Genomic DNA, 26,309 nt, shown 5'->3' with positions numbered 1-26,309 from the left:
AAAACGATTTCTTAAAAATTCTCATCAATATATATAAATTTTAGTGCTTTATTAGCGAACATCTAGTTCTCTAATAAAAGGCCTCTAAATCGACATAAAAATATAAGCTGTTTACGACCGCAAAAACCATTACCCTCATTTTTAATAAGGATTAGATAAAAAAGGCGAGTAATACTCGCCTTTTTTACTTACTTAAATATTTCTTTCAGCTCAACTGCTTCTTCAGGTTTCATTCTTCCTGCCAACACTAAACGAAGTTGACGACGACGTAAGGCACCTTCGTAGTATTCAATCTCTTCATCGGTTTCGGGTTCTACTGGCGGTACTTCAATTGGGCGACCCGTTTGGTCAACTGCAACAAAAGTTAAAAATGCTTTGTTAGTATGAATTTTGGTACCTGCTGGAATATTTTCAGCCCAAACTTCTACTACTACCTCCATTGACGAATTGAAGGCACGTGTAACCTTTGCTTGTAAGGTAACGACACTTCCTAAAGGAATGGATTCTTTAAATTGTACATTATCGACCGATGCCGTTACGACAATGCGAGTACAATGTTTCTGGGCGGCAATTGCTCCAGCAATATCGAGCAAACGCATGAGATTTCCACCCATGAGATTCCCGAGAGTATTAGTATCATTCGGAAATACCATTTCGGTCATCACTGTCAGCGACTCTTTGGCTTTCTTTGGTTTTGGCATTTTTTGTTGTTGATGATTTTATTTGCTTAGAAAATTGATAAAAACCTCAAATCCAGCTCGTGGCGGAATTGAGTTATAGCATTTTTCAATAGTTTTTAGGGTAAAATATGGGTCGAAAAGCGTTATATATTCTTCTTTACTTCCCCCGAATGGAGGGCCTCCTTCGAATGCTCTATCAAATAATAAACCAACCAAACGCCCTTGTGGAACAAGCAATTCGGGCATTTTTTTTACATATTCTCCACGAAGTGAGGGGTCTATTGCACAAAAGAAGGTTTGCTCAACAATAAGGTCATATTGGCCAGCATGTTCAAAGAAGTTTTGGTGAATCACACGGCATTTACCTACGGCAATATAATCATGTAATTTTACACTTAAATTTCTGACCAAAACTTCAGAAATATCAATGAGTGTGATATTCGAAAAGCCATTTTCAAGTAGATAAAGTGCTTCATAAGCATTTCCACAGCCCGGAATTAGAATGGCTAATGATTTATCTGTCAACTGGTCGAAGTAGTCTTTTAATGCTGGACTCACACCTCCTAAATCCCAGCCAGTCTGAGATTTTTCGTATCTTTCGCTCCAATATTGGTCGTTGAGCATAATTTTAAAAATTTTCTGCAAAACAACTAACTTCGCTCGAAGAATCCTAAATAGTTTGATTCATTTTGAAGTAAAATCGCCTCATTTTTTACTAAAATTAAGCTTTTACTGTTAATTATAAACTTTCTCGCCTTTATTACACCAAACGCCCCATTTCCAATTGTAAGCATGAATCTTATTGGTTTGCTTACCTGACATATCATATACAGGATTTCCCTGATTTACCCACTCGAAGATACTTCCGTAAAAATTATGCACATTTTTATATCCTGCTTGCATAAGTTTTTCGCCAATTTTTCCACTTCTTACCCCTATCGAGCAATAAACTACGATATTCGCATCCTTGGGAATCGAGGCCACATTTTTTAAACTAAAAGTATCAAAACCCACCCAACGAGCATCTTTTAAATGACTCACTTCATACTCCTTTTTTTCACGGGTATCGAGAAAAACCACAGTTTTCATTTTTTTGATTTCCTCGCAACCTACCGTAGGAACTGCTTTCGTTACCATTACATTCAAAAGGCTATCAAAAGCTTTATTTTTTATTTGTGCATGAGTTGTTTTTGAAAAAAACATAAGCAAAATCAAGAAAGATATTCTGTTCATTTTTAATCTTTTACTGGAATAGAATAGCTGAAAAAGCAATTTTGAATAATTTACTAATGTTCAGCTAGCAAAACTTTATTTATACCAAAATTTTTAACTTTATGTTATCACAACAAACATCTTCATTAAAAAAATCCTAAAAACTCATTAAATAATAAAACATTCGAGCTTTTTTTCTACTTTCGTATTCTATAAACTTCTAAACAATCTTACCAAATTAGATGAAATTCATAAAGTTTTTCGTGAGCTTAATCGCAGCTGCTGGCTTGACTTATGCTCTGAATCGTCCGCTTGGCCAAGTACCCGCACTCGGACGTCTTTTTAGCCCATTTGAGGGCTTTTGGCAAAATGGTGAATCAAAACTTGCTCTTCCCCCAACCAACCTTCAACTTGAATGCGTAGAAGATGAAGTAAATGTTGTATTCGATGATAACCGAGTGCCCCATGTATTTGCCAAAAACGACCACGATGTATATTTCACTCAAGGCTACCTTATGGCTCATGACCGTTTATGGCAGATGGAATTTTATACGCTCGCCGCCTCTGGCCGATTAAGCGAAGTAGTTGGCGAACGAGCTTTAGAACTCGACCGCTACAATCGCCGAATTGGGATGGCCGATGCTGCCAAGAAAGTATATGAAAATGGCAAGGCCAATAAAACTTTTAATGAAGTACTGGATGCTTATTCGGCAGGTGTAAATGCTTATATTAAACAACTCAAATTCAAAAATCTTCCAGTTGAATACAAAATCATTGGGTATCAGCCAGAAGAGTGGTCTCCTTACAAAACACTCCTAATGATGATGAATATGCGGAATGTTTTGAACGGTGGTAGCGATGATTTCCGCATGAGTAATGCTCTAAATAAATACGGAATGGAAGTAATCAAGGATTTATTCCCGAATTACCCTTCCAACGAGTCGCCAATTATACCTACGGGCACGAAATGGAATTTCACACCAGTTTCCGTACCTGCTCCGCCTGCTCAGATTTCAGCCTCTTCTGGAGCAACAACAAGCGTTGCCTTCAATGAAATACCTTCGCCAACTCCAGAAATTGGTAGTAATAACTGGGCAGTAGGTGGAGAAAAATCGGCCACTGGCTTACCAATTTTAGCCAACGACCCACACTTACAGCTTACTTTGCCCTCTATTTGGTACCAAATGCAGCTTTGTACGCCAACCATGAATGTCTATGGTGCTTGTTTACCTGGGGCTCCTGGCGTAGTTATTGGTTTTAATAAAGATGTGGCTTGGGGCGTAACAAACGTAGGTTCAGATGTAATGGATTTTTATCAGATTCGTTTCAAAGACAATACCAAGAAAGAATATTGGTACAATGGTGCTTGGAAAGCAACTACTATACGTGTTGAAGAATTTGTGGTGAAAGGTCGTGCTGAGTCTATTAAAGATACCGTTTTCAGCACACATCATGGCCCGATAGTTTATCATGTAGCTTCTGATAAGAATTTTAATCAAAATGTCCCTGTTGGGCACGCCATGCGTTGGGTTGCTCACGAAAAAGAAGGTACTGATTTGATGGCTTTTTATTACCTCAATCGAGCAAAAAACTATGATGATTACCGCAAGGCACTTACTTATTATATTGCTCCTGCCCAAAACTTTATCTTTGCTAGTAATGGCAATGATATTTCGATTACACCAAACGGAAAATTACCTATAAAATGGAAAGAACAAGGTAAGTTTATCTTAGATGGCTCGAATCCTGCTCACGATTGGCAAGGTTGGATTCCTGTTGAGCAAAATCCTACTGTGAAAAACCCACCAAGAGGTTTTGTGAGTTCGGCTAACCAATTCTCAGCCGACCCTACTTACCCTTATTATTTAGGATGGAGATTTTCTCCTAGCGAACGTGCCATTCGAATCAACGAGCGTCTGGAAAAAATGCAAAAAGCAACAGTTGATAGCCTTCGAATGTTGCAAAATGATAATTTTAATGTCGAAGCTAGAAGGGTTTTGCCAGTTTTGATGAAAATTTTAAATGAAGATTCGGCAGAAACAAAGAATCCTGCTTATCAGACTTTAGCCAAGTGGAATTTGAGAAACGATGCCAACGAGGTTGGACCAACTATTTTTGAGCGTTGGATAAAGGAACTTCGTTACTGGGTCTTTGAAGATGAGTTTCCGACTAAAGATTTGAAAGCACCAATGATATACCCTTCAAAAAACAGAATGTGGGATATGGTAGAGAAAGAGCCAACTGCTAAATGGTTTGATAATATTTCAACTCCTAATAAGCAAGAAACTCTCAAGGATATTGTAAAACTAAGTTTTAAAGCAAGTATTGATTCATTAACTGCAAAATATGGCTCAATGAACGCTGAAAACTGGGCATGGACCAAAGTAAAAAGCACAGACATTAATCATTTAGGCCGATTAGCAGGCTTTGGTCGACAGGACATTCCGAATGGTGGTGGTGCAGGCATTGTAAATGCAACTACCGAACTCAATGGTCCATCATGGAGAATGGTTGTACAGCTTGATAAAGGCTGGCCAAAAGCCTATGGTCTATACCCTGGTGGACAATCTGGGAATCCTGCGAGTCCATTCTACGATAACATGATTGATAAATGGGCTAAAGGCGAATTGAATGAACTACTTTTCATGAAATCGAAAGACGAAAAGAGTAGCAGAATTACAGGGACAGTTAAAATAATTAAAAAATAGTTCTGAATTTAGACGGGGCCGCCCGTGCGGTTCTGAGTTCTGAGTGAGTTTTCTCGCTATTCTGAATTCAGAACTCTAAACTCAGAACTCAGAACGCTAAAACATGAACTATATTATCATATTAATCGTCAGTGCAATTGCACAATATTTTCTACCGTGGTGGGTGATTGCTCCTATCTCATTTGCGATTGGAGCTTGGAAATCAAAAACTGCCTTTGGAGCTTACATCGCTGCCGCTGGAGCTATGGCCACGCTTTGGGTTGGTTATGCCTTTTTCTTGAATTCAAACAATGAGGGAATCATGCTACAAAAAATTGCTGGTCTATTTTCGGAAAGTATCAAATTCTTGAAAAACCTTCCCGAAACACCTACGTTTTTTATAATTACGGCAATTATTGGCTCACAGGTAGCGGGTTTATCTGCCCTCGCAGGGTATCATTTCAGACAATTACTTAAATAAAACCAATAAAATCCCTTCGAATCAGGGGGATTTTTCTATATTTGCGAACTATATTTTTTCTAAAACCATTTAAAAAACAGTAACATTATAGCTTTTTGGGTCGAAGATTTTTGTGTCGTTCACTCCTTAGCTCATTTAATTAAAATTTACTCATGAAAAATTTTTCTATCGTAGTTCTTTTACTTTCAGCGATTATCTGGGGTTGTGACAAATCTTCTTCTACTGCTACATCGGGTGGCAAACAAGTGGCAGGCCGCATTGTTTATGTAAATACCGACACACTTTTAAATCAATACGATTATTACAAAGACGTAGTGAAAGCTTCTGAAAACAAGCGTTATCGCTTAGAAGCTGATATTGCTAATAAAGCACGTAATTTCCAGAATAAAGTAGCGTTCTTCCAACAAAAAGCTCAACAAGGTGGACTTACACAAGAGCAAGGACAAACTGCTCAGGCTCAACTTCAGCAAGAAGAGCAATCAATTATGGCCTACCGCGATAAAGCAGCTCAAGATTTAGCAAAAGAAGAAGCAAAGAAAACTGAAGATATCTTGAATAATATTCAAGCATTTTTGAAAGATTTCAACGCTGGCGATAAGTATGATATGGTAATTGGATACTCGAAAGGTGGTGGTGTATTATACGCTAAAGAAGACTTAGACATTACAAAATCAGTATTGGAAGGCTTAAACAAAAAATACGCTGAAGATAAAAAATCAGGTAAAGTAAAAGCTGATACTACCTCTGCTCCTAAAAAATAAGTAACTGAAAATGGTTCTGACTAAATTCGAATGATATTTACTCAGAACCATTTATTATGATTATATTCTACACTAAAGATTATTACGAAAATGCCTTTAGACCAAACACCTTATTTTGATTACGACGACGACGGAAAGGAATCGGAAGGCAAAGAAATGGGGTTTCTCGACCATCTTGAAGAACTTCGCTGGCACCTCATTCGTGCAGCTGTTTCGATTGTTTTCTTTATGGTTTTCGCTTTTATTTTTATTGGCGATATCTACAACAAAGTTATTTTAGCTCCAGCAAAACCTGATTTTTGGACCTACCGCATGATGTGCAAATTAGGCGATATGGTAGGAGCTCCAGGCTTATGTGTAGAAAAATTGAATTTTGAGTTAATGAGTCGTGAAGTTTCTGGTCAGTTTGTAATGGCCCTTACTTCGGCAGCCATTATTGGTTTAGTATTTGCGTTTCCATACGTTTTCTGGGAAATTTGGCGATTTGTTAAGCCTGGTTTAAAACCTTCAGAGGCTAAGTCGGCTCGTGGTGCGGTATTTTACGTTACGTTTTTGTTTTTTACAGGCGTATCTTTTGGTTATTATATTGTTTCTCCATTGGCAATCAACTTCTTGGTAAATTTCCAAATTGACCCAAGTATCAAAAACCAATTTGACATTGGCTCATATATTTCTATTTTGGCAACCCTTACATTGGCTTGTGGTATTGCATTTCAGCTACCAATTGCCATTTTTGTATTGACCAAAATGGGTGTCATTGGCCCAGAATTTATGCGTACATATCGCCGACACGCGGTAGTAGTTATCTTAATTGTTGCAGCAATTATCACTCCATCACCTGATGTAACGAGTCAGATTTTGGTGGCCTTCCCGCTCTATATTCTTTACGAAATCAGTATTATTATTTCGGCAAGAGAAGAGAAACGAAAATTAGAAGAAGAGAAAGCTTCAGCATAATCAATAAAAAAGCGTAGAATATTTCAAATTCTACGCTTTTTTATTGCTCTGCTAATTATTCTTGTATAAATCTTAATTTTGTGCATTTTACGTTTGAAAGGTTACAAACCTGTCAAACTGTTTTATCCTACAAACCCCACCTTAACATGTGAGCCATCACAATAAGGTTTATTTTTCGACGCCCCGCATCGACACAATGCTGTTGTTTTATATTTTTGGGTCATATTTCCTTCAGCATCTTTAATCGAAATATTTCCATATACCAACAATGGCCCATTTTGAAGGGGCTCGATGATGGTTTCTATATCTACTTCTTGAGCTTCCTCTTCTTTTTTAACATACGATAAAGCACCAGACGGACACTTATCTATTTGCTGCATAATTTGCTCACTATCACCATTTTCAAGTACTATCCAAGGTTTTCTTCGAGGGTCAAATACGCCCGCTAAACCTTTGAAGCATATAGCCGAATGAATACAAATATGTGGCTGCCAAATAACCGTAATATCGTCGTTTGAGTATTTTTTCGTTATTTTCTTTTGTTCTTCCATATATTAAGTTTCGATAATCAAATTTGGCAAAAGTTCGAGACATTCGAAAGACGTTTGAAATAAAAAAAACTATATTTTTTTTATTTTGCCAGTCCAGAATATCACTAATTATTGATTAATTTGTAAAATTATTAGTTTTCTATTCTAGATTTTATTGTTGGTATTATGCGTTTTGGATTGTTAATCGCTCTTTTTTTCCCGTTATTCGTTTTTTCTCAGAGAAATATCGAAGGTAAAGTTTTAGGAGCAGATGATAGAAAACCTTTGATTTTTGCCAATGTGTTTATCAGCAATTCTACTAAAAGCCAACAAACCGACGACAAAGGTAACTTTAAACTCATGAATGTGCCTGCGGGTGTGCTCGACCTCGTGGTAAGCTATGTAGGGTACGAAAAACTTTCCATTCGTATTAAAGCTGATACTCTCCGTAAACCTCTTCTGATATTCCTAAGCCCCGATGCTGTTGCTCTACAAGGTGTTACGATTAAAAGACTAAGGTTAGGTTTCGAAAAATACGGTCAACTATTCTTAGATAACTTTATGGGTCGGACTGAATTTTCGAAGTCGTGTTTTTTGAAAAACCCAAAAGCCCTTTGGTTTTCTTTGAACGAAGATGAATCTGAACTAACCATTAGAGCCGACGAGCCTTTAATTATCGAAAACGATGCTTTGGGCTATATTATCAAATATGACCTCGTTGAATTTAAGTATAATTTTTCGCAAGGATATGTGAGTTATTATGGCTACCCTTTGTTTGAAGAAATAGTAACCAAAAATGAAAAAAAACAGCATAAGTGGCTAGTAAATAGGCAAAAAGCCTATTATGGCTCGCCCCAACATTTCTTTAAATCAACTATCAACCATGAATGGGAACGCATGGGCTACAGCGTTTATACCATGTATAAAGAAGAAAAACGCTTTTTTATGGTTCCGGTTATTCCTGAAATAAAAGATAGTTTAGGAAATGTTATTCAACGTGCCTCGAAGCAAAAGAAAGAGATTGATTCGACCGAAATTATCATGAGTGCCAACCCTTGGATGCATAAATTATATACCCCGAGGCAATCACCTTACGTAAAATACCTTCATCGCTTACCTTTAGATGAAAATTGTATTATAGAAGTAAAAGACCATATTCCGTACTTAAACTTTGAGCGACAAATATATGTATTCTATGATGGAGAATGTGAAGAACCACAATTTGCCGAATATGGGAAAAAAGATATTCCCCAAAATTCAATCATCACACTTTTAGAACCTCATATACCTATCGACCCAAGTGGCTATTTGGCCGACCCATTAGCTGTATTATTTGAAGGCCGATGGGGTTACGAAAAAATGGGTGAATTCTTACCTATTGATTATCAGCCATAACTCAAAAAAATATTTTATAAATATTTTGATAAATAATTGAAATATTTTTACATTGCTTTTAGAAAACCTCATTTGACCAAAAGCACTGTGAAATTAGCCGTAATTAAGGAGACGAAGCCATTCGAACGCCGAGTTGCTCTCACACCCGATGTATGTAAACAATTAATCCAAGCAGGATTTGAATGTATAATCGAAAAAGACGCGGGAAAAAGTTCTTATTTTGAAGATACTTCTTTCACCTCCGTAGGAGCTTCAATTGAAACCAATAAATCGGCTTTACTATCTTCTGCCGATGTTGTACTGAAAGTCAATCCATTGACAGTTGAAGAAATTAGTCACCTGAAAAAAGGTGCTGTGGCTATTTCATTTATGTATGCGGCTACCAATCAAGAAATGGTTGAGGCAGCGGCCAAACAGAGCATTTCTGCATTTTCAGTCGATGCTATTCCTCGCATTTCAAGAGCCCAGAAAATGGATGCTCTGAGTTCACAGGCAAACTTAGCAGGTTACAAATCGGTCATTATTGGTGCTTATCACTTAGGTAAAATCTTTCCTTTACTCATGACAGCTGCCGGTACAATCAAGCCTGCCAAAATAGTAATCATGGGTGCGGGTGTAGCGGGTTTACAAGCGATTGCCACAGCCAAACGCCTCGGTGCTGTTGTCGAGGTTAGCGATATTCGCCCCGAAACAAAAGAACAGGTTGAATCTTTAGGCGGAAAATTCATTGAAGTCAAAGGTGATGATTCTATCAAAATTGAAGGGGGTTATGTAAAAGGCGTTTCGGAAGATTTCTTAAAAAAACAACAAGAAGTAATAGCCAAACATATCTGCGAGGCAGATTTGGTGATAACTACTGCTCTTATTCCTGGGAAGAAAGCACCTATGTTAATTCCTGAAGATGTCGTAAAAAACATGAAATTTGGTTCTGTCGTTGTCGATATGGCCGTTGAACAAGGAGGAAATTGTGCTTGCAGCGAATTTGGAAAAACTGTCGAAAAACATGGCGTAACGATAGTTGGAGAACCTAATATTCCCTCTTTACTTCCATTAAATGCCAGCGAACTCTACGCCAAAAATATTGCTACTTTCTTAACTCATCTTGCCACAAAGGATGGCTTTAAATGGGAATTGGATGAAGAAATCACGAAAGGTTCATTGATTGTACATAATGGAAGTATATTGAAATAAATTTCGGTAGTTTCGGTAGCATTGCCTGTCCGATACGCTCAACCACCGAAATTTGAACAAAAAAATAGATATAAAATACTAAATTTTCTCTTTTCTTCGGTGTCTGAGCGTAGTCGAAGACATCGAAGAAAAATCAAATAATCAAATGAACGAAATTCTTACTTTCCTCGGCGAAAATATGCAGATGATATACATCATTATCTTATCTGTCTTTGTTGGTGTAGAGGTAATCGGAAAAGTACCAGCTGTACTTCATACGCCTCTGATGAGTGGTGCCAATGCGATACATGGTGTTGTAATCGTGGGAGCTATCATCGTAATGCTCAATACTCCAGCCGATAATCTACTTTCTTTAGCCTTAGGGTTTGTGGCGGTTGTGCTCGGCACACTCAATGTTGTCGGAGGATTTGCTGTTACCGATAGAATGTTAGAAATGTTTAAAAAGAAAAAATAACCCTTCCTTCCCTTCGGCAATTCCATTGTGGCTACGCTCAGGGAGCGAAAACTAATAAGGCAAGTTGTCTTCTCGAAACTCATGGAAATAAAATATATCCTCGAAATCATTTATCTAATTGCCTCAGTGACTTTTGTCATCGGTCTTAAAATGCTTAGTCATCCTGACACAGCTCGTAAGGGAAACCTCTATGCTGCTTTTGGAATGACATTGGCCATTATTGGAACAATTTTCTTATATAATCACCCCGATGGCTATACAAGTCGAGAGCCAGTAAAAATCATCTTAATTTTAGCGGCTATTGGTGTTGGTACAATTGCTGGTTGGATAACTGCACGACGAGTACAGATGACCAAAATGCCCGAACTTGTATCATTATTCAATGGTATGGGTGGAGCCTGTGCTGCTCTCATTGGCTTAATGGAATATGAGCATAATCTGGGCAAAACAGGTGCTTTGGCCACAATTATTGCGGGTCTTATTATTGGTTCTGTTTCATTTAGCGGAAGTATTATCGCTTTCCTGAAACTCAATGAAACCATGAAAAAACCAATCAGAATCTCTTCATACAACATTCTGAATACGGCAATAATGATTGCCTTAATTCTATTTGGAGCATACATCGTTTACGCACAACCTGAGCATCTTTTCTTGGTAGTTTTATTATTTATTTGTGCCTTGATTTATGGCGTTTTATTTGTGATTCCGATTGGAGGTGCAGATATGCCAGTAGTTATTTCTTTACTTAATTCATTTACTGGATTAGCTGCTGCTTTTGGTGGATTTTTATATCAAAATCAAGTCATGCTTACGGGTGGTATTTTAGTAGGTTCGGCAGGAACAATCCTTACATTGGCCATGTGTAAAGCCATGAATCGCCCATTAAGTAATGTCATCTTCGGAGCATTCGGTGGCGGAGCTGCTGCTAGTGGTGGCACTGACGTAAAAGGCTCAATCAAAGATATTTCGATTTCGGACACAGCTATTCTTATGAATTACGCCAAGAAAGTGGTTATTGTCCCTGGCTATGGCTTGGCAGTTGCACAAGCTCAACACGTGATTCACGAATTAGAACAATTATTGGAAGAAAGAGGCGTTGAAGTAGTCTATGCCATTCACCCTGTGGCGGGTCGTATGCCCGGCCATATGAACGTTCTTTTAGCAGAAAGTAATGTTTCTTATGATAAACTCGTAGAGATGGAGGATATCAACCCACAATTTGCCACAACTGATGTAGTTTTGGTTGTTGGAGCAAATGATGTGGTAAATCCAGCGGCTAAAACTGACCCATCCTCGCCTATCTTTGGAATGCCAATTTTAGATGTAGAAAATGCTACTAACGTAATTGTGAATAAGCGAAGTATGAATGCTGGTTATGCAGGTATTGATAACCTTCTTTTCTATCAACCAAAAACAAGCATGCTTTTTGGTGATGCCAAAGGAGTTTTATCAAAATTGGTAAGTGAGTTGAAGCAGATGTAAGATTATGCTTGGCTCTGCGAAGTTTCCAACTTCGCGGAGGCGTTATGTCATCTTCTGATGACAATTTGCTGTGATAAGAAAATGAAAGAAGAAGGTTATAATATAAGAGATTTGCTTGGCTCTGCGAAGTTTCCAACTTCGCGGGGGCGTTATGTCATCTCCTGATGACAATTTGCTGTGATAAGAAAATGAAAGAAGAAGGTTACAATATAAGAGACCAAAGATTACCTCATTTTATGACCTTTACTGTTGTAGATTGGGTTGACGTTTTTTCTCGAAAAAACTATCGGGATTTGATTTTAGAAAGCTTTGATTATTGCCGAAAGGAAAAAGGAATGATTCTGAATGCTTATGTAATTATGAGTAATCATATTCATGTGGTAATGGGGTCGAAAAATGAGCGTTTATCAGATTTAGTAAGAGATTTCAAAAAGTTTACAGCAAAAAACTGCATAAACTTAATTAAAACTAAACCCGAAAGCAGAAAAGATTGAATGCTAAAACGATTTGAATTTGCAGCTCGGAGTCATAGCAGAAATGATACTCATCAGTTTTGGAAATACGGCAGCCACTCCGAAGAAATATTTACTGAAAACTTCATGTGGACAAAGTTAGAATACATTCACTTAAATCCAGTTAGAGCAGGCATTGTCGAAAAAGCATCTGACTATTTATATTCAAGTGCAAGAAATTATGTAGGTAAAAAAGGGCTTATTGACATCGATTTAGTTGAACCTAAGTTTTTTAATGCAATTAAAGAGTCAAACTTTGGGAGTCTTATGTGATTTATTTGCTCTGCGAAGTTTGAAACTTCGTAGGTGTGTACCGCCATCTCCTGATGGCAACTCATAAACAATATTTATTCATCAGAGATGAATACACGCCCGTGCGAAGTTACAAACTTCGCACAGCTAACAAACTTGTATTAAATTAACAAAAAACTATATAATAATTGCCACTTTAAATATTTAACAAAATAATATTTGGCAATACTTTTTAAATTTAAGTAGTTTTACCTACTGATTTCAATTTAAACCTATTCAATCATTGGAACCAACAAATGTACACGACCCAGAATATTACCATAAGGTCGTAGATTGCCAGTATGCTTGCCCTGCACATACACCCGTGCCTGAATACATCAGGCTTATTGCTGCTGAAAAATACACCGAAGCCTACATGGTCAATTGGGAATCTAATGTTTTCCCGGGTGTTTTAGGTCGTACCTGCGACCGCCCTTGCGAACCAGCATGTCGCCGTGGTAGAGTTGATGAAGAACCTGTAGCCATTTGTCGCTTGAAGCGTGTAGCTGCCGATAATAAAGGCGATATATCGCATTTACTTCCTAAAATTCCTTCTAAAGGCAATGGTAAACGTATCGCTCTAATTGGAGCAGGGCCTGCATCTTTAACCGTTGCTCGTGATTTAGCACCTTTAGGCTATGAAATTCACGTTTTTGATGAACAAATCAAAGGTGGTGGTATGATGCGTAGTCAGATTCCTTCTTTCCGTTTACCCGAATCTGTTTTAGATGAAGAAGTAAACAACATCTTGAATTTAGGTATTCATCAACATTTCAAAACTTACGTTTCGAGCTTAAAAAGTGTATTAGATGATGGATATGATGCAGTTTTCATAGGAACTGGTGCTCCTCGTGGACGTGATTTAACAAATCTTCCAGGTCGTGCTGAAGGTGGAGCGAATATTCACGTTGGTATCGAATGGTTGGCAAGTGTAGCTTTTGAACATACAAAATCAATCGGTAAAAAAGTAATTGTTTTAGGCGGTGGAAATACTGCTATGGACTGCTGCCGTACTTCTCGCCGTTTGGGTGGAGAAGATGTTAAGGTTGTTGTTCGTAGTCCATATTCAGAAATGAAAGCTTCTCCTTGGGAAAAAGAAGATGCCCAACACGAAGATATTCCAATTTTAGATAATCACGTACCAGTTTCATTTGTTGTTGAAAATGGGCAATTAAAAGGTATGACTTTTGAGAAAGTACATGCCGTATATGATGAAAAGGGCAAACGCTCACTCGTTCCAACTGGCGAACCTCATGTTTTTATCGAAGCTGATGATGTTTTAGTAGCAATCGGTCAAGAAAATTATTTCCCTTGGATTGAGCGTGATTTAGGCATCGAATTCGATAAATGGGATATGCCAAAAGTTGATAGCACCACTTTCCAGTCTACAAATCCAAAGGTTTTCTTTGGTGGTGATGCTGCCCTTGGCCCTAAAAACGTAATCACGGCTGTAGCACAAGGCCACTCAGCCGCAGTTTCAATCGACTTATATTGTCAAGGAAAACCACTTGATGTGCGTCCTGACCCTATGACAAACTTGGTTTCTCAGAAAATGGGAATCCATGAATGGAGTTATGATAGCATCGTGGCCAACGACGACCGTTATGTAGTACCACAAGCCGAAAAGGCCGTAACCCTTGTAGACCGTAAAAAAGAGGTAGAGCTTGGTTTCGATAAAAATGTTGGTTTCAAAGAAGCACAACGTTGCTTAAACTGCGATGTACAAACTGTTTTCACCGAAAACCGCTGTATCGAGTGCGATGCCTGTATGGATATTTGTCCAACCGACTGTATTACATTTACGGTCAATGGCACCGAAGAAGACCTTCGCACACGTCTTAAAGCACCATCTTTGCACTTAGACCAATCCCTTCTCGTATCTAATACTTTGGCTGCAACAGGCCGAGTAATGGTAAAAGATGAAGATGTATGTTTGCACTGTGGCTTATGTGCTGAGCGTTGCCCAACTTCAGCTTGGGATATGCAGAAGTTTTTCTATAATACCACCAAAGCACATCATGGGTGTGGAAGTCATTGATGTAGAACAAGTCTCCGACTTGTTCCTTTTCAATAAATTAAACGAAATTTCCTCTTTTTTGAGAATTTTAATATGTCAAAAGTCAACGATTTTGTAGTACGCTTTGCCAATGTCAACGGAACTGGTTCAGCCAGTGCCAATGGAATGTTTGCCAAAGCTATATTTAGAATGGGAATTCCTGTTACGCCAAAAAACATTTTCCCATCGAATATTCAAGGCTTACCTACTTGGTATGAAGTAAGAATAAGCGAAAAAGGCTATTTAGGCCGCCGTGAAGGAATTGATTTGATGGTTTCGGTCAATCCACAAAGTATGCTCAAAGATGTACAAAGCGTAAGTTCGGGTGGGTACTTTATGTACGATAGTACCAAACCATTACATAAAGAATATATTCGTGAAGACATCACCTATTTGGGCATTCCGTTGATGGGTATTTGTATGGAACAATACACCGACCCACGTCAACGCCAACTATTCAAAAATATCATTTATGTAGGAGCATTATCAGCTTTGCTCGATATTGAATTTGGTGTTTTAGAGCAGCTTTTAGCCGAGCAATTCAAAGGCAAAGAAAAACTCATTCCTGCCAACGTTCAAGCCTTACAATTGGGGGTTAATTATGTAAAAGAAAATTTCAGTTACCCACTTGATATTAGAGTAGAAAGACGTGATTTAGTAGGAAATCGAATCATGTTTGATGGAAATGGAGCGTGCGGACTCGGTGCGGTTTATGCCGGAGCAACCGTAGCAGCTTGGTATCCAATCACGCCATCGACTTCAGTAGTTGAGAAGTTTGAAAAATATGCCAAGAAATTCCGTACTGATAAAGAAACTGGTGAGAAAAACTACGCAATAGTACAGGCAGAAGATGAACTGGCTGCCATCGGTATGGTTATCGGGGCAAACTGGAACGGTGCGAGGTCTTTTACGGCAACTTCTGGCCCTGGGGTTTCGTTAATGAATGAGTTTTTAGGTTTAGGCTATTTTGCTGAAATTCCAGCTGTATTGATTGATGTACAACGAACTGGCCCATCAACGGGTATGCCAACTCGTACACAACAATCGGATATTACAATTTCAGCGTATGCCTCACATGGCGATACGAAACACGTTTTGCTTTTTCCAAGCAACCCGAAAGAGTGCTTTGAATTAACGGCCGATGCTTTTGATTTAGCAGAAAGATTACAAACGCCAATTATCGTTCTTACTGACTTGGATTTAGGAATGAACGACCACATGAGCGAGCCTTTCGTGTGGAATCCTGAGCGTAAATATGACCGTGGTAAAGTATATACAGCCGCCGATTTGGAAGAAATTGGTCGTTTCGGACGATATTTAGATACTGATGGCGACGGTATTCCGTACAGAACTTACCCAGGAACGCACCCAACCAAAGGTTCGTACTTCACTCGTGGTACTTCTCGTGACGAATATGCAGTTTATACCGAAGATAGTACTGCTTACGTAAGAAATATGCAGCGTTTGGAGAAAAAATGGGATACAGCCAAAGACCTTGTGCCAAAACCACATTTTTATCAAGAAAAGAATATGAGTCCGTTGGGTGTGATTTTCTTCGGAACTTCCACTTATTCTTCAGAAGAAGCCATCGACTTATTGCGTGAACAAGATGTGGTGCTTGATGCGATGCAGTTGAAAGCTTTTCCATTCAATAAAGACGTAGAGCAATTCATCGAAGACCATGAGGTTATTTTTGTTATCGAACAAAACCGTGATGCCCAAATGCGTTCGTTGCTTATCAATGAATTAGAGGTAAATCCTAAAAAATTGATTCGTATCTTAAATTATGATGGAATGCCTATCACGGCAGATAAAATTGTGAAAGAAATTAGTAAAAATCTTGTAACAAACTGAACCAATGACATACGTTCGTCCGACCTTTAGGCATCCCGATTTGCCAAAGAATAAAATAAATTTCACTAAAAAAGATTACGAAGGAGCATTATCAACCCTTTGTGCTGGTTGCGGACACGATTCAATCGGCGGAGCCATTGTACAAGCTTGCTTCGAGTTGGCGGTAGAACCACACCGAATAGCTAAGCTTTCAGGAATTGGTTGTTCATCAAAAACCCCTGCTTATTTCTTAGGAAATTCGCACGGTTTCAACTCTGTACACGGACGTATGCCTTCAGTAGCTACTGGTGCTTACTTGGCCAACCGTGACTTAGTTTACTTCGGAGTTTCGGGCGATGGTGATTCTGCTTCCATTGGTATGGGGCAATTCGTTCACGCCATTCGTCGAAATCTAAACATGGTTTACATTGTCATGAATAATGGTTGCTATGGCCTTACAAAAGGACAAGATTCTGCCACAGCAGATAATGGTTCTAAAAGTAAAGCTGGTTCAACTAACATGTTCAATGCCATTGATTTAGTAGGCTTAGGCCTTGAATTAGGGGCAACATTTGTAGCTCGTAGTTTCTCTGGCGATAAAACGCAATTAATTCCATTAATCAAAGCTGCCATTGCTCATCCAGGCTTTGCATTGATTGATGTCATTTCTCCTTGCGTAACTTTCAACAACAACGTAGGCTCAACAAAATCTTACGATTACGTACGTGAACACATCGAGGCCACTTCAACCGTAGATTTTGTACCTGTGATGGAAGAAATCACCGCAAGTTATGATGATGCCAAAGACGTTGTTTTGCATGATGGCTCGGCCTTACATTTACAAAAATTGCATCAAGGCTGGAATCCAGAAGATAAACTTTCGGCAATGAATGCGATTCAGAAATCTAAAGAAAAAGGTGAAATCCTGACAGGTTTGATTTACATTGAGCCAAATACCAATGCTTTGCACGATGTGCTTCAGACAACTAAAACTCCATTAAATACACTCAAAGAAGACACTCTTTGCCCAGGAGTTGATGCCTTGGAAGCCTTGAATCAGAGTTTGAGGTAAAATATAAGCAGTACGAGTGTATTTATTAAACATAAATACACTCGTACATAATTAAATTAATTATCTATTGATTGCTTCACATCAACCACTCTTTTATTAAGTAACACTTTTTGCGTAGATATATCATCAATCGAACTTGGACCTTCTAACACGCTTTTCTTTTCAGTTTTACGAACTTTGCTTAAATCAGCTTTTTCGTTTTCATTATAATTAACTCCCATTGAAACTGGTTTTTGGTAGGCCTCTGGCATAAAGTATTTACCTTTAGCATAAGAAGGTTTTTCCTCCTCAGAAACCATCGTATTAACAAATTTCATATAGCCATCATTTCGCGTTGCTTTTACTTCCCAACTTACTTTTACGTTTGGCTTGCTTGTTTCTATTACAAATTCATTTTCCTTTATCTCTTCACTAACGATGGCCTGGGCAAAAGTGCCAATTACAGTTAGTTGATAGCGAAACTCCTTGTTTATTGACTCAAAATAATCTGGTAGTTTTACGATTGCCTTACCATTGGCATCAGTTGTTATATTCCCACTATACATATTCAATACATCTGGACTTTCGATGGCAAAATGTCGAAGAATTTTGTTTTCTGGATCAAGAGGGTGGTCTATCGTAAAAGGTTTAGGACCAGTGGTTGTGAGCGTACCATTCACATGAACTTTACCAATAAAATAACCCGCATAGGTATTAGACGCTCCTACTACATCATTGCCACGAATACCCATTGATAATGAACCAACGGCAGGAGCAGTATTTACCCTACCATTAATTCCCGAATTTGTGGAACCTGCTGTTCCTGCTTCGGTAAAGATTGAATGGTTGTAATTAGAACTTCCATCTGCACTAAAATATCCACCTATTTTTCCTGTGGTTTCAGTTGCTGAACTTCTTACATCTAAACCATGAATTTCAGTAAATCCAGAAACAGAGGTAGTTGTATTATTAGTAGCATTAAAGTTTCCTATTGAAACTTTACCTCCTTCTACTATCCCACCGACTAATAAATTTCCAGTTGAATTTTGTACAGCCATTCGCTCTCCACCACCACCTCCTAATTCAAAGAACTGTAAATCATCATTACCAGGATTATTACGAATATTCCATTGATTAACACCAGCTTTGGCAAAACGTAAAGCTGCATCTCCATTAGCACCATCAATATCAATTATTGAAAATGAAGATGAAGATCTATTACGAATACCAGTTGCACCACCATGTAAAACATCCAATCGGTAGGAAGGTGATGTTGTTTCTCCAATACCAACATTCCCGGTTCCGTCTTGAATAACAAAACGACTACCACCTCCGCCTAATTCAAAAATTTCATAATAATCATCAGCGGGTCTATTCCTTGTGTTCCATTGATTAACTCCTGCCTTGGCGAAACGCAGAGCGGCATCTCCATTAGCAGCATCTATATCTACAAGAGAGAAAGTGCTGGTAGATTTTGATCGAATTCCTGTTGCTCCAGAATGAATAATATCATTCGGATATTGTGCTTTTGCTAAAAAAGAAAAGATTATAAGGAAAATAAAGAAATATTTTTTCATGGTCTTTATTGTTTATACTGTTTATATTTCCAAATCTATGCAATAAGTTTTCTCCTATTAATCAGATTTTACTGAACGGCATAAAATTTTATTATACGGTCTTCTATCGTATATTAAATATGTAATCAAACTCCTTCCATAAATGTGTGATTCCTGCAGAATTTACCTTTTTATATTTCCTCATAAATTCTCATTTCACGAAACTACTCTTAAACCATTAAAAATAATCCATGACAAATGTCATGTTTCAATTAGCAGATTTTACGTTGCTTTGTTAAACTTTCTGAAAAGCAATGATACAAACACTTCCTGCACATACCTTCCATATTCCCGTAATGGGCTTGGGTTTCACGATTGATACGCCATTAAAAGTAGCTAGATTTGGCATTTCTTCGGTAATTTCTATCATCGAACACGAACTCATTGAAAAAATGAGAGAATTTCACTGCCGAGAAAACGATGAAGTTTATGAGCCAATTACCGAAAAAGTGGAAGATTACAGAGCCAAAAGAATTACAGAATACCTAAATCTTTTGGACAGATTGATAAATAAGCAAGTAGAAAAATTACGTTTAGAACCATTTATAGAAGGCACCGAAATTACCAAGTATTTCGAACTCCTCCCAGACTCTTCCCCAATCAAGCAGACCTATATCGGCATGCTCCAATTGGAGGATAGCTCCGTAAAAAAACAAGTACAAGACGAACTTCGTAATGCCATTGTGGCGGGTTCAATTGATGTAAATGTAATGTCGAAAGTTGACAGAACCCATTACGACGAAAACGGTGAAATGTTACCCAAAGAATATTCGGATGCACTTTCTTCTTTTCGTGGTTATGCACAAAGCAATCTGACATCAAGTATTGTTTTTTCGGCTGGTTATAACCCTCGATTATACGGCTATATTGATACCTTTAACGACTTTTTCCCAGATGAAAACGGTTTCTTGAAAAAGAAAATAATCTTGAAAGTAAGCGATTATCGTTCGGCCCTTACTCAAGGGAAGATTTTAGCAAAAAAAGGTCTTTGGGTTTCGGAATTCAGAATCGAATCTGGTCTGAACTGTGGTGGTCACGCATTTGCTACTGATGGCCTTTTATTAGGCCCAATTATGGAAGAATTCAAGCAGAATCGTACCTCTTTACAAAACGAAATCTTAGAGGTATGTAATCAAGCCCTACTCTCAAAAGGTCTCAATGCATTTGAAGAAATACCTAAGATGAAAATAACCGTTCAGGGGGGAATCGGTACTGCTAATGAAGATAATTTTTTACTCGAGTACTATGATGTTGATGGAACAGGATGGGCGAGTCCATTTTTATTAGTACCTGAAGCTACCAATGTTGATGATGAAACGCTCCAAAAAATGGCAAATGCTCAAAAAAATGATTATTTCTTGAGTAACGCTTCGCCACTTGGAGTGCCTTTCAATAATTTCAAACATACTTCGGGTGAAGAGCAACGTTTAAAACGTATTGAGAAAAATCGTGCGGGAAGTCCTTGCTACAAAAAGTTTCTTTCAACCAATACCGAGTTTACAAAAGAGCCTATTTGTGAATCTTCTAGGGAATATTTACACGCTAAAATCAAACAAATAAAGGCAAGTGATATAAGCGAAGCTGATAAATCTGAGAAGATTAAGTTTCTTGAACAAAGAGATTGTTTGTGTGAAGGTTTGGGGGTATCGGCATTATTAAAACACGATATTAGTCCTGCCCATAAACTTACCGCCGTAACGATTTGCCCTGGCCCAAATTTGGCCTATTTCTCTGGTGTTTTTTCACTGAAACAAATGGTTGACCACATCTATGGCCGAACAAATATCTTAAACTCTTTGAAACGCCCAAATATGTTTGTCAATGAATTGGTTTTATATGTAGATTATTACAAAAACCAAATCAATAAACAAGTTGAAAGCCTTTCGGCAGCTCAAATACGTTCGCTTAAGGCTTTTCATACAAATTTACTTTCAGGAATCGACTATTATAAATCACTGGTATCATCATTTAAAAATGAAACCGAGCGTTATATTGAAGAAATGAAAGAAGAATTAATCAATTTAGAGCAAACGGTAAGTAATTTGCAGCTTCCTTTTGAGGTTGCGGTGAAGTAAAACCTTTTGGTTTAACTTTGAACGTGTGCAGGGTTTAAAACCCTGCACACGTTAGTACAGATTCTAAATTATCTAAATCCCCCTTCAAAATCAACTTCTTTCTCTATTAATCCAGCTAATCTGACTGCTATTTCGCTACGAGAAATAGGCTTATTTTTCTTATCTAAACTAAGATTTTGCTCAATAATTACCCGAGCTAAGGTATTTTTATTTTGTATAAGGAAATGTTTAAAATCACTCAAAATCGCTTCAAATTCTGCAAAAGACATACTTATACTTTTTTGTTCTGAAATACCATGATATTCGAATTTTGGTTCAAAATCCTTTAAGCCTTTTAAAAATTCATTGATTGAAATAGTAGAATCTGGATAAAACCAAGTTCTATTCGACCAATTGACAGATTGCCCTACACCCTTTAAAATGCCCGTTGCTCCTACTTGCTGAATCGCTTCCCAATTTGGGTGCGTGAGGGGTACATCGAAATACGGCATTAAATACACTTTTGATTGCAATAATATTTTCTGAATTGCCCTTACTGAAACCTTTTCGGGCGAAACTTTATTCATCACACTATATGCAGCCAAAGCCCCTGCAGCTTGACCAATTTGCATCACAACTGGCTGTAAACGAGAGGCTCCATTTACCAAATTACTCACCGAAATTGATTTTTCAGCCACAATAAAATTAGCTTTTTGTTTCGGAATCAAGCTTCCCAAAGGAATATTAAATGATGGAACTGGCACAAAATGTAAGTCGGGTGCTGCTGGATTTTTCTCGTGATGATGGTCAATGGCATAATCACCTACTGCAATGCCAGTTCGATAAAGAGGTTGTGTTTGGGAGAAAGGGTTTTCAATATGATTAAGATTCATTCTGACCAAGCCATCAATCCGTCGACTTTCTCGGTGATAAGGAATAAAAGGTAATTTATCTGTCGTGGGATATTCATCATCGGCTAAACCAAAATTTTTAAAACCCAATTCTGTTTGAAGAAAATAGACAAAACGGAGCGTAACTTCCTTAGCCGCTTTAATGGCTTCTTGCCTTTCATTTTCCGACATTTCGACCATATTTGCGTAATAATCATTACCACTAATTGGCCAATTGATTAATACTTTACCATTGGGCAGTTTAGCATAAGTCATCAAACTGGCACATGGATTTTGCCTTTTTGCGGCTGGATTATTACAAAACTCTTTACAAGCACAATTAAACTCTGAAGCCGAATAATTAGCGGGTTTGGGTAAAGTTTTATCGACATTAATTCCATAATCTTTCAAAATTGCTGTGTAAGTAAGGTCTTGAATTACATTATTTGCCTTTTCGGGAGCTATTCGTTCATGGTAAGTTGCTTGGGCATCCATGCCTAAATCATATTTGATTCCAACTTTTGCAGCTACATCACCCAGTTCGGTAGCATCAATTATAACTTTCGTTTGGATAATTTTCCCATTGGAAAGTTTTACTTGCCATCCACCATTAACCTCCTTAATATCAATTAGTTTAGTATTGAAAATCAATGAAAGATTCTTTTCAGCAGCACACATTTTACGTAAAACCTGCTGTCCAACCGATGGCTCAAAGAGCGTATTACTTACCCAACCCGTAGAAATTTTATCAGCACCACCATAGTAATTTCTGATTTGTTCACGAAACTCGCCCCATAAACCAGAAGGCATGTGATGGTTTCCATCAATGGCCGAAACACCCGCCGAAGTTAGCATGCCACCCAACCACGGCGTTTCTTCCACAATGATGGTTTTTACGCCCATTCTTGCCGATTGGATGCCCGCCATTGTGCCTGATGTGCTTCCTCCAATTATCAAAACACCCGTATTTTGAATTATTTGGGCATTAATTTGAAGAATAACAAAGTAACAAAAAATAAGAAGTAGTCTTGTTTTCATGGTGAACGTGTGTAAGTAGGCTAATTCTATTCCTCCATCACAACAGCAATTTTATTCCCTTTTACAGCCATTCGGCTGATTTTACGCTTGGGAAGCATATCAGGTAGAGTAACAGCTTTCCACACTTTAGTTGTGATATTATAACTAAAAATATCAGTATTTCTACTTTCTAAGATACTATTACTCGACAGCCAGCAATTGTAATGCTCAGACTCTGGGTGACTTTCTGTAATATCAGAAATAGTATTTTTTTGAGGATTAAACGCCCGAATTAGCCATTTCTTATCTATTTCCTGTACAAAGCTAAAGGCTTTTTGTTTTGGAATCAGATGCAGTGAACGACCAATATTGGGAGCAACAATTGTATCTTTTTTTGTGATAAGACTGTGATAATGAAGCGTTTGTGGAGTTCCTAACACAAACGTAACGAGTTCATTCGAATTTAACCATGCTTGGTACCCGATTTTACCCGTCTTTTGCGACTCAAAAATCATCTGCGTTTCGGCAGAATTTTTAATATTGTATTTTACTAAGTCTTGGTCACCATTTAATTTCCGCTGAACAATGCACGATAAATACTTTTGGTCGGGTGTAACGGTCGGAGAATACTCTGAGTCAATGGTATTGGTTACCTGTAAACCAACGCCAGTTTTGAGATTATACGACCAAATATCGGTCTGCCCATCTTGCATGGCCGTATAATAGAGCAGTGGTAGTGTGGGATGAAAAAAAGGTTGATTATCGTAGCCTCTACGATTAGTAATATTCTTAGGATTTGAAAGTGTGATGGTTCCGTTTGATTCAGCAATATCCATCAAAAAAATTTCGGTTCCGTTTTGAGCCAAAAGAATATTTGAAATGAATAGTAAGGCAAGTATTTTCTTCATAGGTGTAGTTTTGTTGGTTAGCGAAAATACCGAGAATTAGGCTAAGAAACAAATTTTACTCCTCATCCGTTGGTTAAAAGCAACGGTAATGAAATTAGCTTACTCAACTCACCCCTTCATAAATCGAATCAATAAAATTTCGATGAATAAGAATGCCAAAGCAAGCATTACGCAATATTTCCAAAGTGGCGTGCCTACATTATTTTCTTGGAAAGTTTTCACGAAATCCCCATCGAGTAAATTATCAAAAATGGTCACGTTTTTTTGTCCAGCAAAGAAATTTCTTAATTCTTCTGGCGAATAAAAATCCATTCTCGATTCTTCATTATCGTGATTTAGAGCCAAGAGCTTTTCAGTTTTTCCATCTAATTGCAACTCATAATATCCAGATTCAAGCACCTGATTATCTGATAGTTCTGAAGATTTTGGAAGTTCAAGCGTAAGGGTCGTACCCACAATTCGCTGAATCGGAATGATTTCTATTTTATTATTCGGTGAAGAAACATTTTTTAATTTATAAGTTGCATTTTTCTTAGCGTTTGGTAATTCTAAATTAATGCTTCCTTCACTGAAATTATAAGCGGTACGCTCTTGTTTACTACTCATTGAAGCAATCTTAAACATTGTAGGCACAAAAAAAGCATGTTCTGCAAAATTTCCGTAGCTTTTCTCTAAAGGCGATGCACATACGTATATACGTCCCTGTGATGCCCGAGTGGAAGTTATAAAATTCTGCATATTCTTAAATGTTAGAATCTTTTCACCAACCCCACTCCAAGTCCATGCGGCTTGCATTACGGGCGTATTTACTACACCTTGCAGTGTTGTACGCTCAAAAACATCAGCAAAAAAAGGATTTTGACGATTCGGTTCAGCTAAAGCTTGTTGACTTTGAGGCAATACAGGTTGATTATTGAGCATAAAACTTTGAATCCCGAATGCTCCTAAAAATTGACTATAAGAAACTAAATCTGGACGTTCAGATGGAAAAACGAGTAAATTCCCTCCATTTCTAACAAATTCATCAAGACTAGCTTTAAATATTTCAGAAAGCTGCTCCACACCTTCCATTACAATTAAATTTGCACTTTTAAATTGCCCTACATCAACATTAGTAGCATTATAAGCTCGATAAGCAAAAAGGCTATCGTTATCAAACACTTTCCCTATATAATCAGCCGAACTTCGTTCTTGATAAAGGTGTAAAATCTGAATTTTGGGTGAAGCATTTAGCACAAAATAATAATCATTATCGAAAGTAATAGGTTGGTCATCAAACGAAACCTTACCTCTATGAAACCCTTTATCTTTTACAGTAAAATTGAAAGTTGCAGTAGCAGAACCATTAGGTGCAATATTAACCGAAGCTGTAGAGGCTTGTGCATTATCAATAAAGAGTTTTACAGGTAGTTTTTCTACTTCTTCACTTCCCGAATTATAAACTTTTACATAAAGTACATTATTCTGCATTTCTCGAATAAATGGCGAAGCCAACCAAACCGAATCCGTAAAAACGTTTTGGTTTTTCTTGCCTTGTACAGGCACTAAAAATAGCTTGTTGAGTGTATCTGTTTTGAGTTTACGTAAATCGCCTGCAGTACTTTTTTGAAAATCAGAGAACCAAAAAAACTGATTATTGGCACTCGAATTATGTTTTTGAGCTAAATTATACTGGCGTTTATACACACTTTCAAGCGTACGTGGATTCGATGAAAAATCAACCGAAGTAAGGCGGTCTTTTACTTTGGTAGTATTGGTAACAGCTTGGTCTTCACCAGAAAAATCATTAGTAATTAACTGAATATTAGGCGATTGACGAAACAAAGTAAGTAATTCATCTATTTTCGTAACTGCCAAGTCTAAATACCTTTTGTTTTCGGTGGTATTTTGCATACTCAACGAATTATCGAGGTACAGGCTATTTACTCCTAAACCCGAACTCCTATTAGCAGCTCCGTTTTTAGCTGGCAAAAATGGCTGAGCAAAAGCTAAAACCAAAAATAAAAGAAAGAGTATACGCGAAGCTAAAATCAGATATTGTTTTACCCTTCTGAAAGAACTGGTTTGAGTTTCAACAGCTTTGAGAAAAGCCACGTTCGTAAAGAAAACACGCTTAGTACGGCGAAAGTTAAATAGATGAATAATCACTGGCACCGAAAGAGCCAACAAACCCCACAAAAAAGACGGAAAAAGAAATTGCATATTTTATAGTCAACAGTTGAGCGTGAGCAGCGTTTTACACGACAGTCAA

General features: G+C 37.7%; 22 protein-coding genes. 14 read left to right on the top strand and 8 right to left on the bottom strand.

Annotated elements, in window-relative coordinates; genetic code table 11:
- Nucleotides 1-188 precede the first annotated feature (188 nt).
- The 3 genes from EMTOL_RS10340 to EMTOL_RS10330 form a co-directional block, all read right to left on the bottom strand.
- Entirely contained in the window at nucleotides 189-701 is a 513-nt protein-coding gene (locus EMTOL_RS10340; RefSeq protein WP_015029229.1) for an acyl-CoA thioesterase, read from the bottom strand.
- An 18-nt stretch (nucleotides 702-719) separates the two neighbouring features.
- Nucleotides 720-1,304, bottom strand: a complete 585-nt coding sequence (locus EMTOL_RS10335; protein ID WP_015029228.1) for a methyltransferase domain-containing protein — start codon at nucleotides 1,302-1,304, stop codon at nucleotides 720-722.
- 111 nt (nucleotides 1,305-1,415) lie between these two features.
- The gene (locus EMTOL_RS10330) at nucleotides 1,416-1,913 is read right to left on the bottom strand and encodes a rhodanese-like domain-containing protein (RefSeq protein WP_015029227.1); all 498 of its coding nucleotides are present in this window, start codon (nucleotides 1,911-1,913) and stop codon (nucleotides 1,416-1,418) included.
- Nucleotides 1,914-2,134: 221 nt separating this feature from the next.
- Here EMTOL_RS10330 and EMTOL_RS10325 point away from each other — a divergent pair, with 221 nt between their 5' ends.
- From EMTOL_RS10325 to tatC, 4 genes are all read left to right on the top strand, one after another.
- Nucleotides 2,135-4,600, top strand: coding sequence for a penicillin acylase family protein (locus EMTOL_RS10325; RefSeq protein ID WP_015029226.1), 2,466 nt, complete (start codon nucleotides 2,135-2,137; stop codon nucleotides 4,598-4,600).
- A 103-nt stretch (nucleotides 4,601-4,703) separates the two neighbouring features.
- On the top strand, nucleotides 4,704-5,060 hold the full coding sequence (locus tag EMTOL_RS10320; RefSeq protein WP_015029225.1) for a hypothetical protein: 357 nt from the start codon (nucleotides 4,704-4,706) through the stop codon (nucleotides 5,058-5,060).
- 152 nt (nucleotides 5,061-5,212) lie between these two features.
- On the top strand, nucleotides 5,213-5,821 hold the full coding sequence (locus EMTOL_RS10315) for an OmpH/Skp family outer membrane protein (RefSeq protein WP_015029224.1): 609 nt from the start codon (nucleotides 5,213-5,215) through the stop codon (nucleotides 5,819-5,821).
- A 90-nt stretch (nucleotides 5,822-5,911) separates the two neighbouring features.
- Nucleotides 5,912-6,778 (top strand): twin-arginine translocase subunit TatC, encoded by an 867-nt coding sequence (gene tatC, locus EMTOL_RS10310; protein WP_015029223.1) that lies wholly within the window; start codon nucleotides 5,912-5,914, stop codon nucleotides 6,776-6,778.
- A 122-nt stretch (nucleotides 6,779-6,900) separates the two neighbouring features.
- Here the strand turns inward: tatC and EMTOL_RS10305 are convergent, their stop codons facing one another.
- Nucleotides 6,901-7,329 carry a (4Fe-4S)-binding protein gene (locus EMTOL_RS10305; RefSeq protein ID WP_015029222.1) on the bottom strand — a complete coding sequence of 143 codons (429 nt, stop codon included), beginning with the start codon at nucleotides 7,327-7,329 and terminating at the stop codon, nucleotides 6,901-6,903.
- A gap of 165 nt (nucleotides 7,330-7,494) precedes the next feature.
- On the opposite strand from EMTOL_RS10305, the gene EMTOL_RS10300 reads away from it, so the two are divergent.
- The 9 genes from EMTOL_RS10300 to EMTOL_RS10265 all read left to right on the top strand — a co-directional run bounded on the left by EMTOL_RS10300 (nucleotide 7,495) and on the right by EMTOL_RS10265 (nucleotide 17,594).
- Nucleotides 7,495-8,703, top strand: a complete 1,209-nt coding sequence (locus EMTOL_RS10300) for a carboxypeptidase-like regulatory domain-containing protein (RefSeq protein ID WP_015029221.1) — start codon at nucleotides 7,495-7,497, stop codon at nucleotides 8,701-8,703.
- Nucleotides 8,704-8,790: 87 nt separating this feature from the next.
- Nucleotides 8,791-9,894: a Re/Si-specific NAD(P)(+) transhydrogenase subunit alpha gene (locus tag EMTOL_RS10295; RefSeq protein WP_041694060.1), complete on the top strand. Its 1,104-nt coding sequence runs from the start codon at nucleotides 8,791-8,793 to the stop codon at nucleotides 9,892-9,894.
- A gap of 145 nt (nucleotides 9,895-10,039) precedes the next feature.
- Nucleotides 10,040-10,348 (top strand): NAD(P) transhydrogenase subunit alpha part 2, encoded by a 309-nt coding sequence (locus EMTOL_RS10290; RefSeq protein ID WP_015029219.1) that lies wholly within the window; start codon nucleotides 10,040-10,042, stop codon nucleotides 10,346-10,348.
- 81 nt (nucleotides 10,349-10,429) lie between these two features.
- Nucleotides 10,430-11,830 (top strand): NAD(P)(+) transhydrogenase (Re/Si-specific) subunit beta, encoded by a 1,401-nt coding sequence (locus EMTOL_RS10285; protein WP_015029218.1) that lies wholly within the window; start codon nucleotides 10,430-10,432, stop codon nucleotides 11,828-11,830.
- Nucleotides 11,831-12,018: 188 nt separating this feature from the next.
- A complete protein-coding gene (locus EMTOL_RS22415) occupies nucleotides 12,019-12,324 on the top strand; it encodes a transposase (protein WP_305953218.1) in 306 nt (101 codons plus the stop codon).
- Nucleotides 12,325-12,615, top strand: coding sequence for a hypothetical protein (locus EMTOL_RS22410; protein ID WP_305953217.1), 291 nt, complete (start codon nucleotides 12,325-12,327; stop codon nucleotides 12,613-12,615).
- Nucleotides 12,616-12,877: 262 nt separating this feature from the next.
- Nucleotides 12,878-14,671 carry an FAD-dependent oxidoreductase gene (locus tag EMTOL_RS10275; protein WP_015029217.1) on the top strand — a complete coding sequence of 598 codons (1,794 nt, stop codon included), beginning with the start codon at nucleotides 12,878-12,880 and terminating at the stop codon, nucleotides 14,669-14,671.
- Nucleotides 14,672-14,743: 72 nt separating this feature from the next.
- Nucleotides 14,744-16,543 carry a 2-oxoacid:acceptor oxidoreductase subunit alpha gene (locus tag EMTOL_RS10270; protein WP_015029216.1) on the top strand — a complete coding sequence of 600 codons (1,800 nt, stop codon included), beginning with the start codon at nucleotides 14,744-14,746 and terminating at the stop codon, nucleotides 16,541-16,543.
- 4 nt (nucleotides 16,544-16,547) lie between these two features.
- Entirely contained in the window at nucleotides 16,548-17,594 is a 1,047-nt protein-coding gene (locus EMTOL_RS10265; protein WP_015029215.1) for a 2-oxoacid:ferredoxin oxidoreductase subunit beta, read from the top strand.
- 56 nt (nucleotides 17,595-17,650) lie between these two features.
- On the opposite strand, the gene EMTOL_RS10260 is transcribed toward EMTOL_RS10265, so the two are convergent.
- On the bottom strand, nucleotides 17,651-19,150 hold the full coding sequence (locus EMTOL_RS10260; protein ID WP_015029214.1) for a hypothetical protein: 1,500 nt from the start codon (nucleotides 19,148-19,150) through the stop codon (nucleotides 17,651-17,653).
- A gap of 293 nt (nucleotides 19,151-19,443) precedes the next feature.
- Between EMTOL_RS10260 and EMTOL_RS10255 the strand changes: the two genes are divergently transcribed.
- Nucleotides 19,444-21,264: a hypothetical protein gene (locus EMTOL_RS10255; protein ID WP_015029213.1), complete on the top strand. Its 1,821-nt coding sequence runs from the start codon at nucleotides 19,444-19,446 to the stop codon at nucleotides 21,262-21,264.
- A gap of 68 nt (nucleotides 21,265-21,332) precedes the next feature.
- On the opposite strand, the gene EMTOL_RS10250 is transcribed toward EMTOL_RS10255, so the two are convergent.
- The 3 genes from EMTOL_RS10250 to EMTOL_RS10240 all read right to left on the bottom strand — a co-directional run bounded on the left by EMTOL_RS10250 (nucleotide 21,333) and on the right by EMTOL_RS10240 (nucleotide 26,260).
- On the bottom strand, nucleotides 21,333-23,171 hold the full coding sequence (locus EMTOL_RS10250) for an FAD-dependent oxidoreductase (RefSeq protein ID WP_015029212.1): 1,839 nt from the start codon (nucleotides 23,169-23,171) through the stop codon (nucleotides 21,333-21,335).
- Between the two features lie 26 nt (nucleotides 23,172-23,197).
- On the bottom strand, nucleotides 23,198-24,058 hold the full coding sequence (locus EMTOL_RS10245; RefSeq protein WP_015029211.1) for a TolB family protein: 861 nt from the start codon (nucleotides 24,056-24,058) through the stop codon (nucleotides 23,198-23,200).
- A 108-nt stretch (nucleotides 24,059-24,166) separates the two neighbouring features.
- Nucleotides 24,167-26,260 carry a BatA domain-containing protein gene (locus tag EMTOL_RS10240; protein WP_015029210.1) on the bottom strand — a complete coding sequence of 698 codons (2,094 nt, stop codon included), beginning with the start codon at nucleotides 26,258-26,260 and terminating at the stop codon, nucleotides 24,167-24,169.
- Between the last annotated feature and the right edge of the window lie 49 nt (nucleotides 26,261-26,309).

It is taken from the genome of Emticicia oligotrophica DSM 17448 (assembly GCF_000263195.1).
In the GTDB taxonomy this organism is placed as follows: Bacteria; Bacteroidota; Bacteroidia; order Cytophagales; family Spirosomataceae; genus Emticicia; species Emticicia oligotrophica.
Note: the sequence above shows the minus strand (reverse complement) of the source record. Positions and strands in the feature narration are given on the sequence as shown.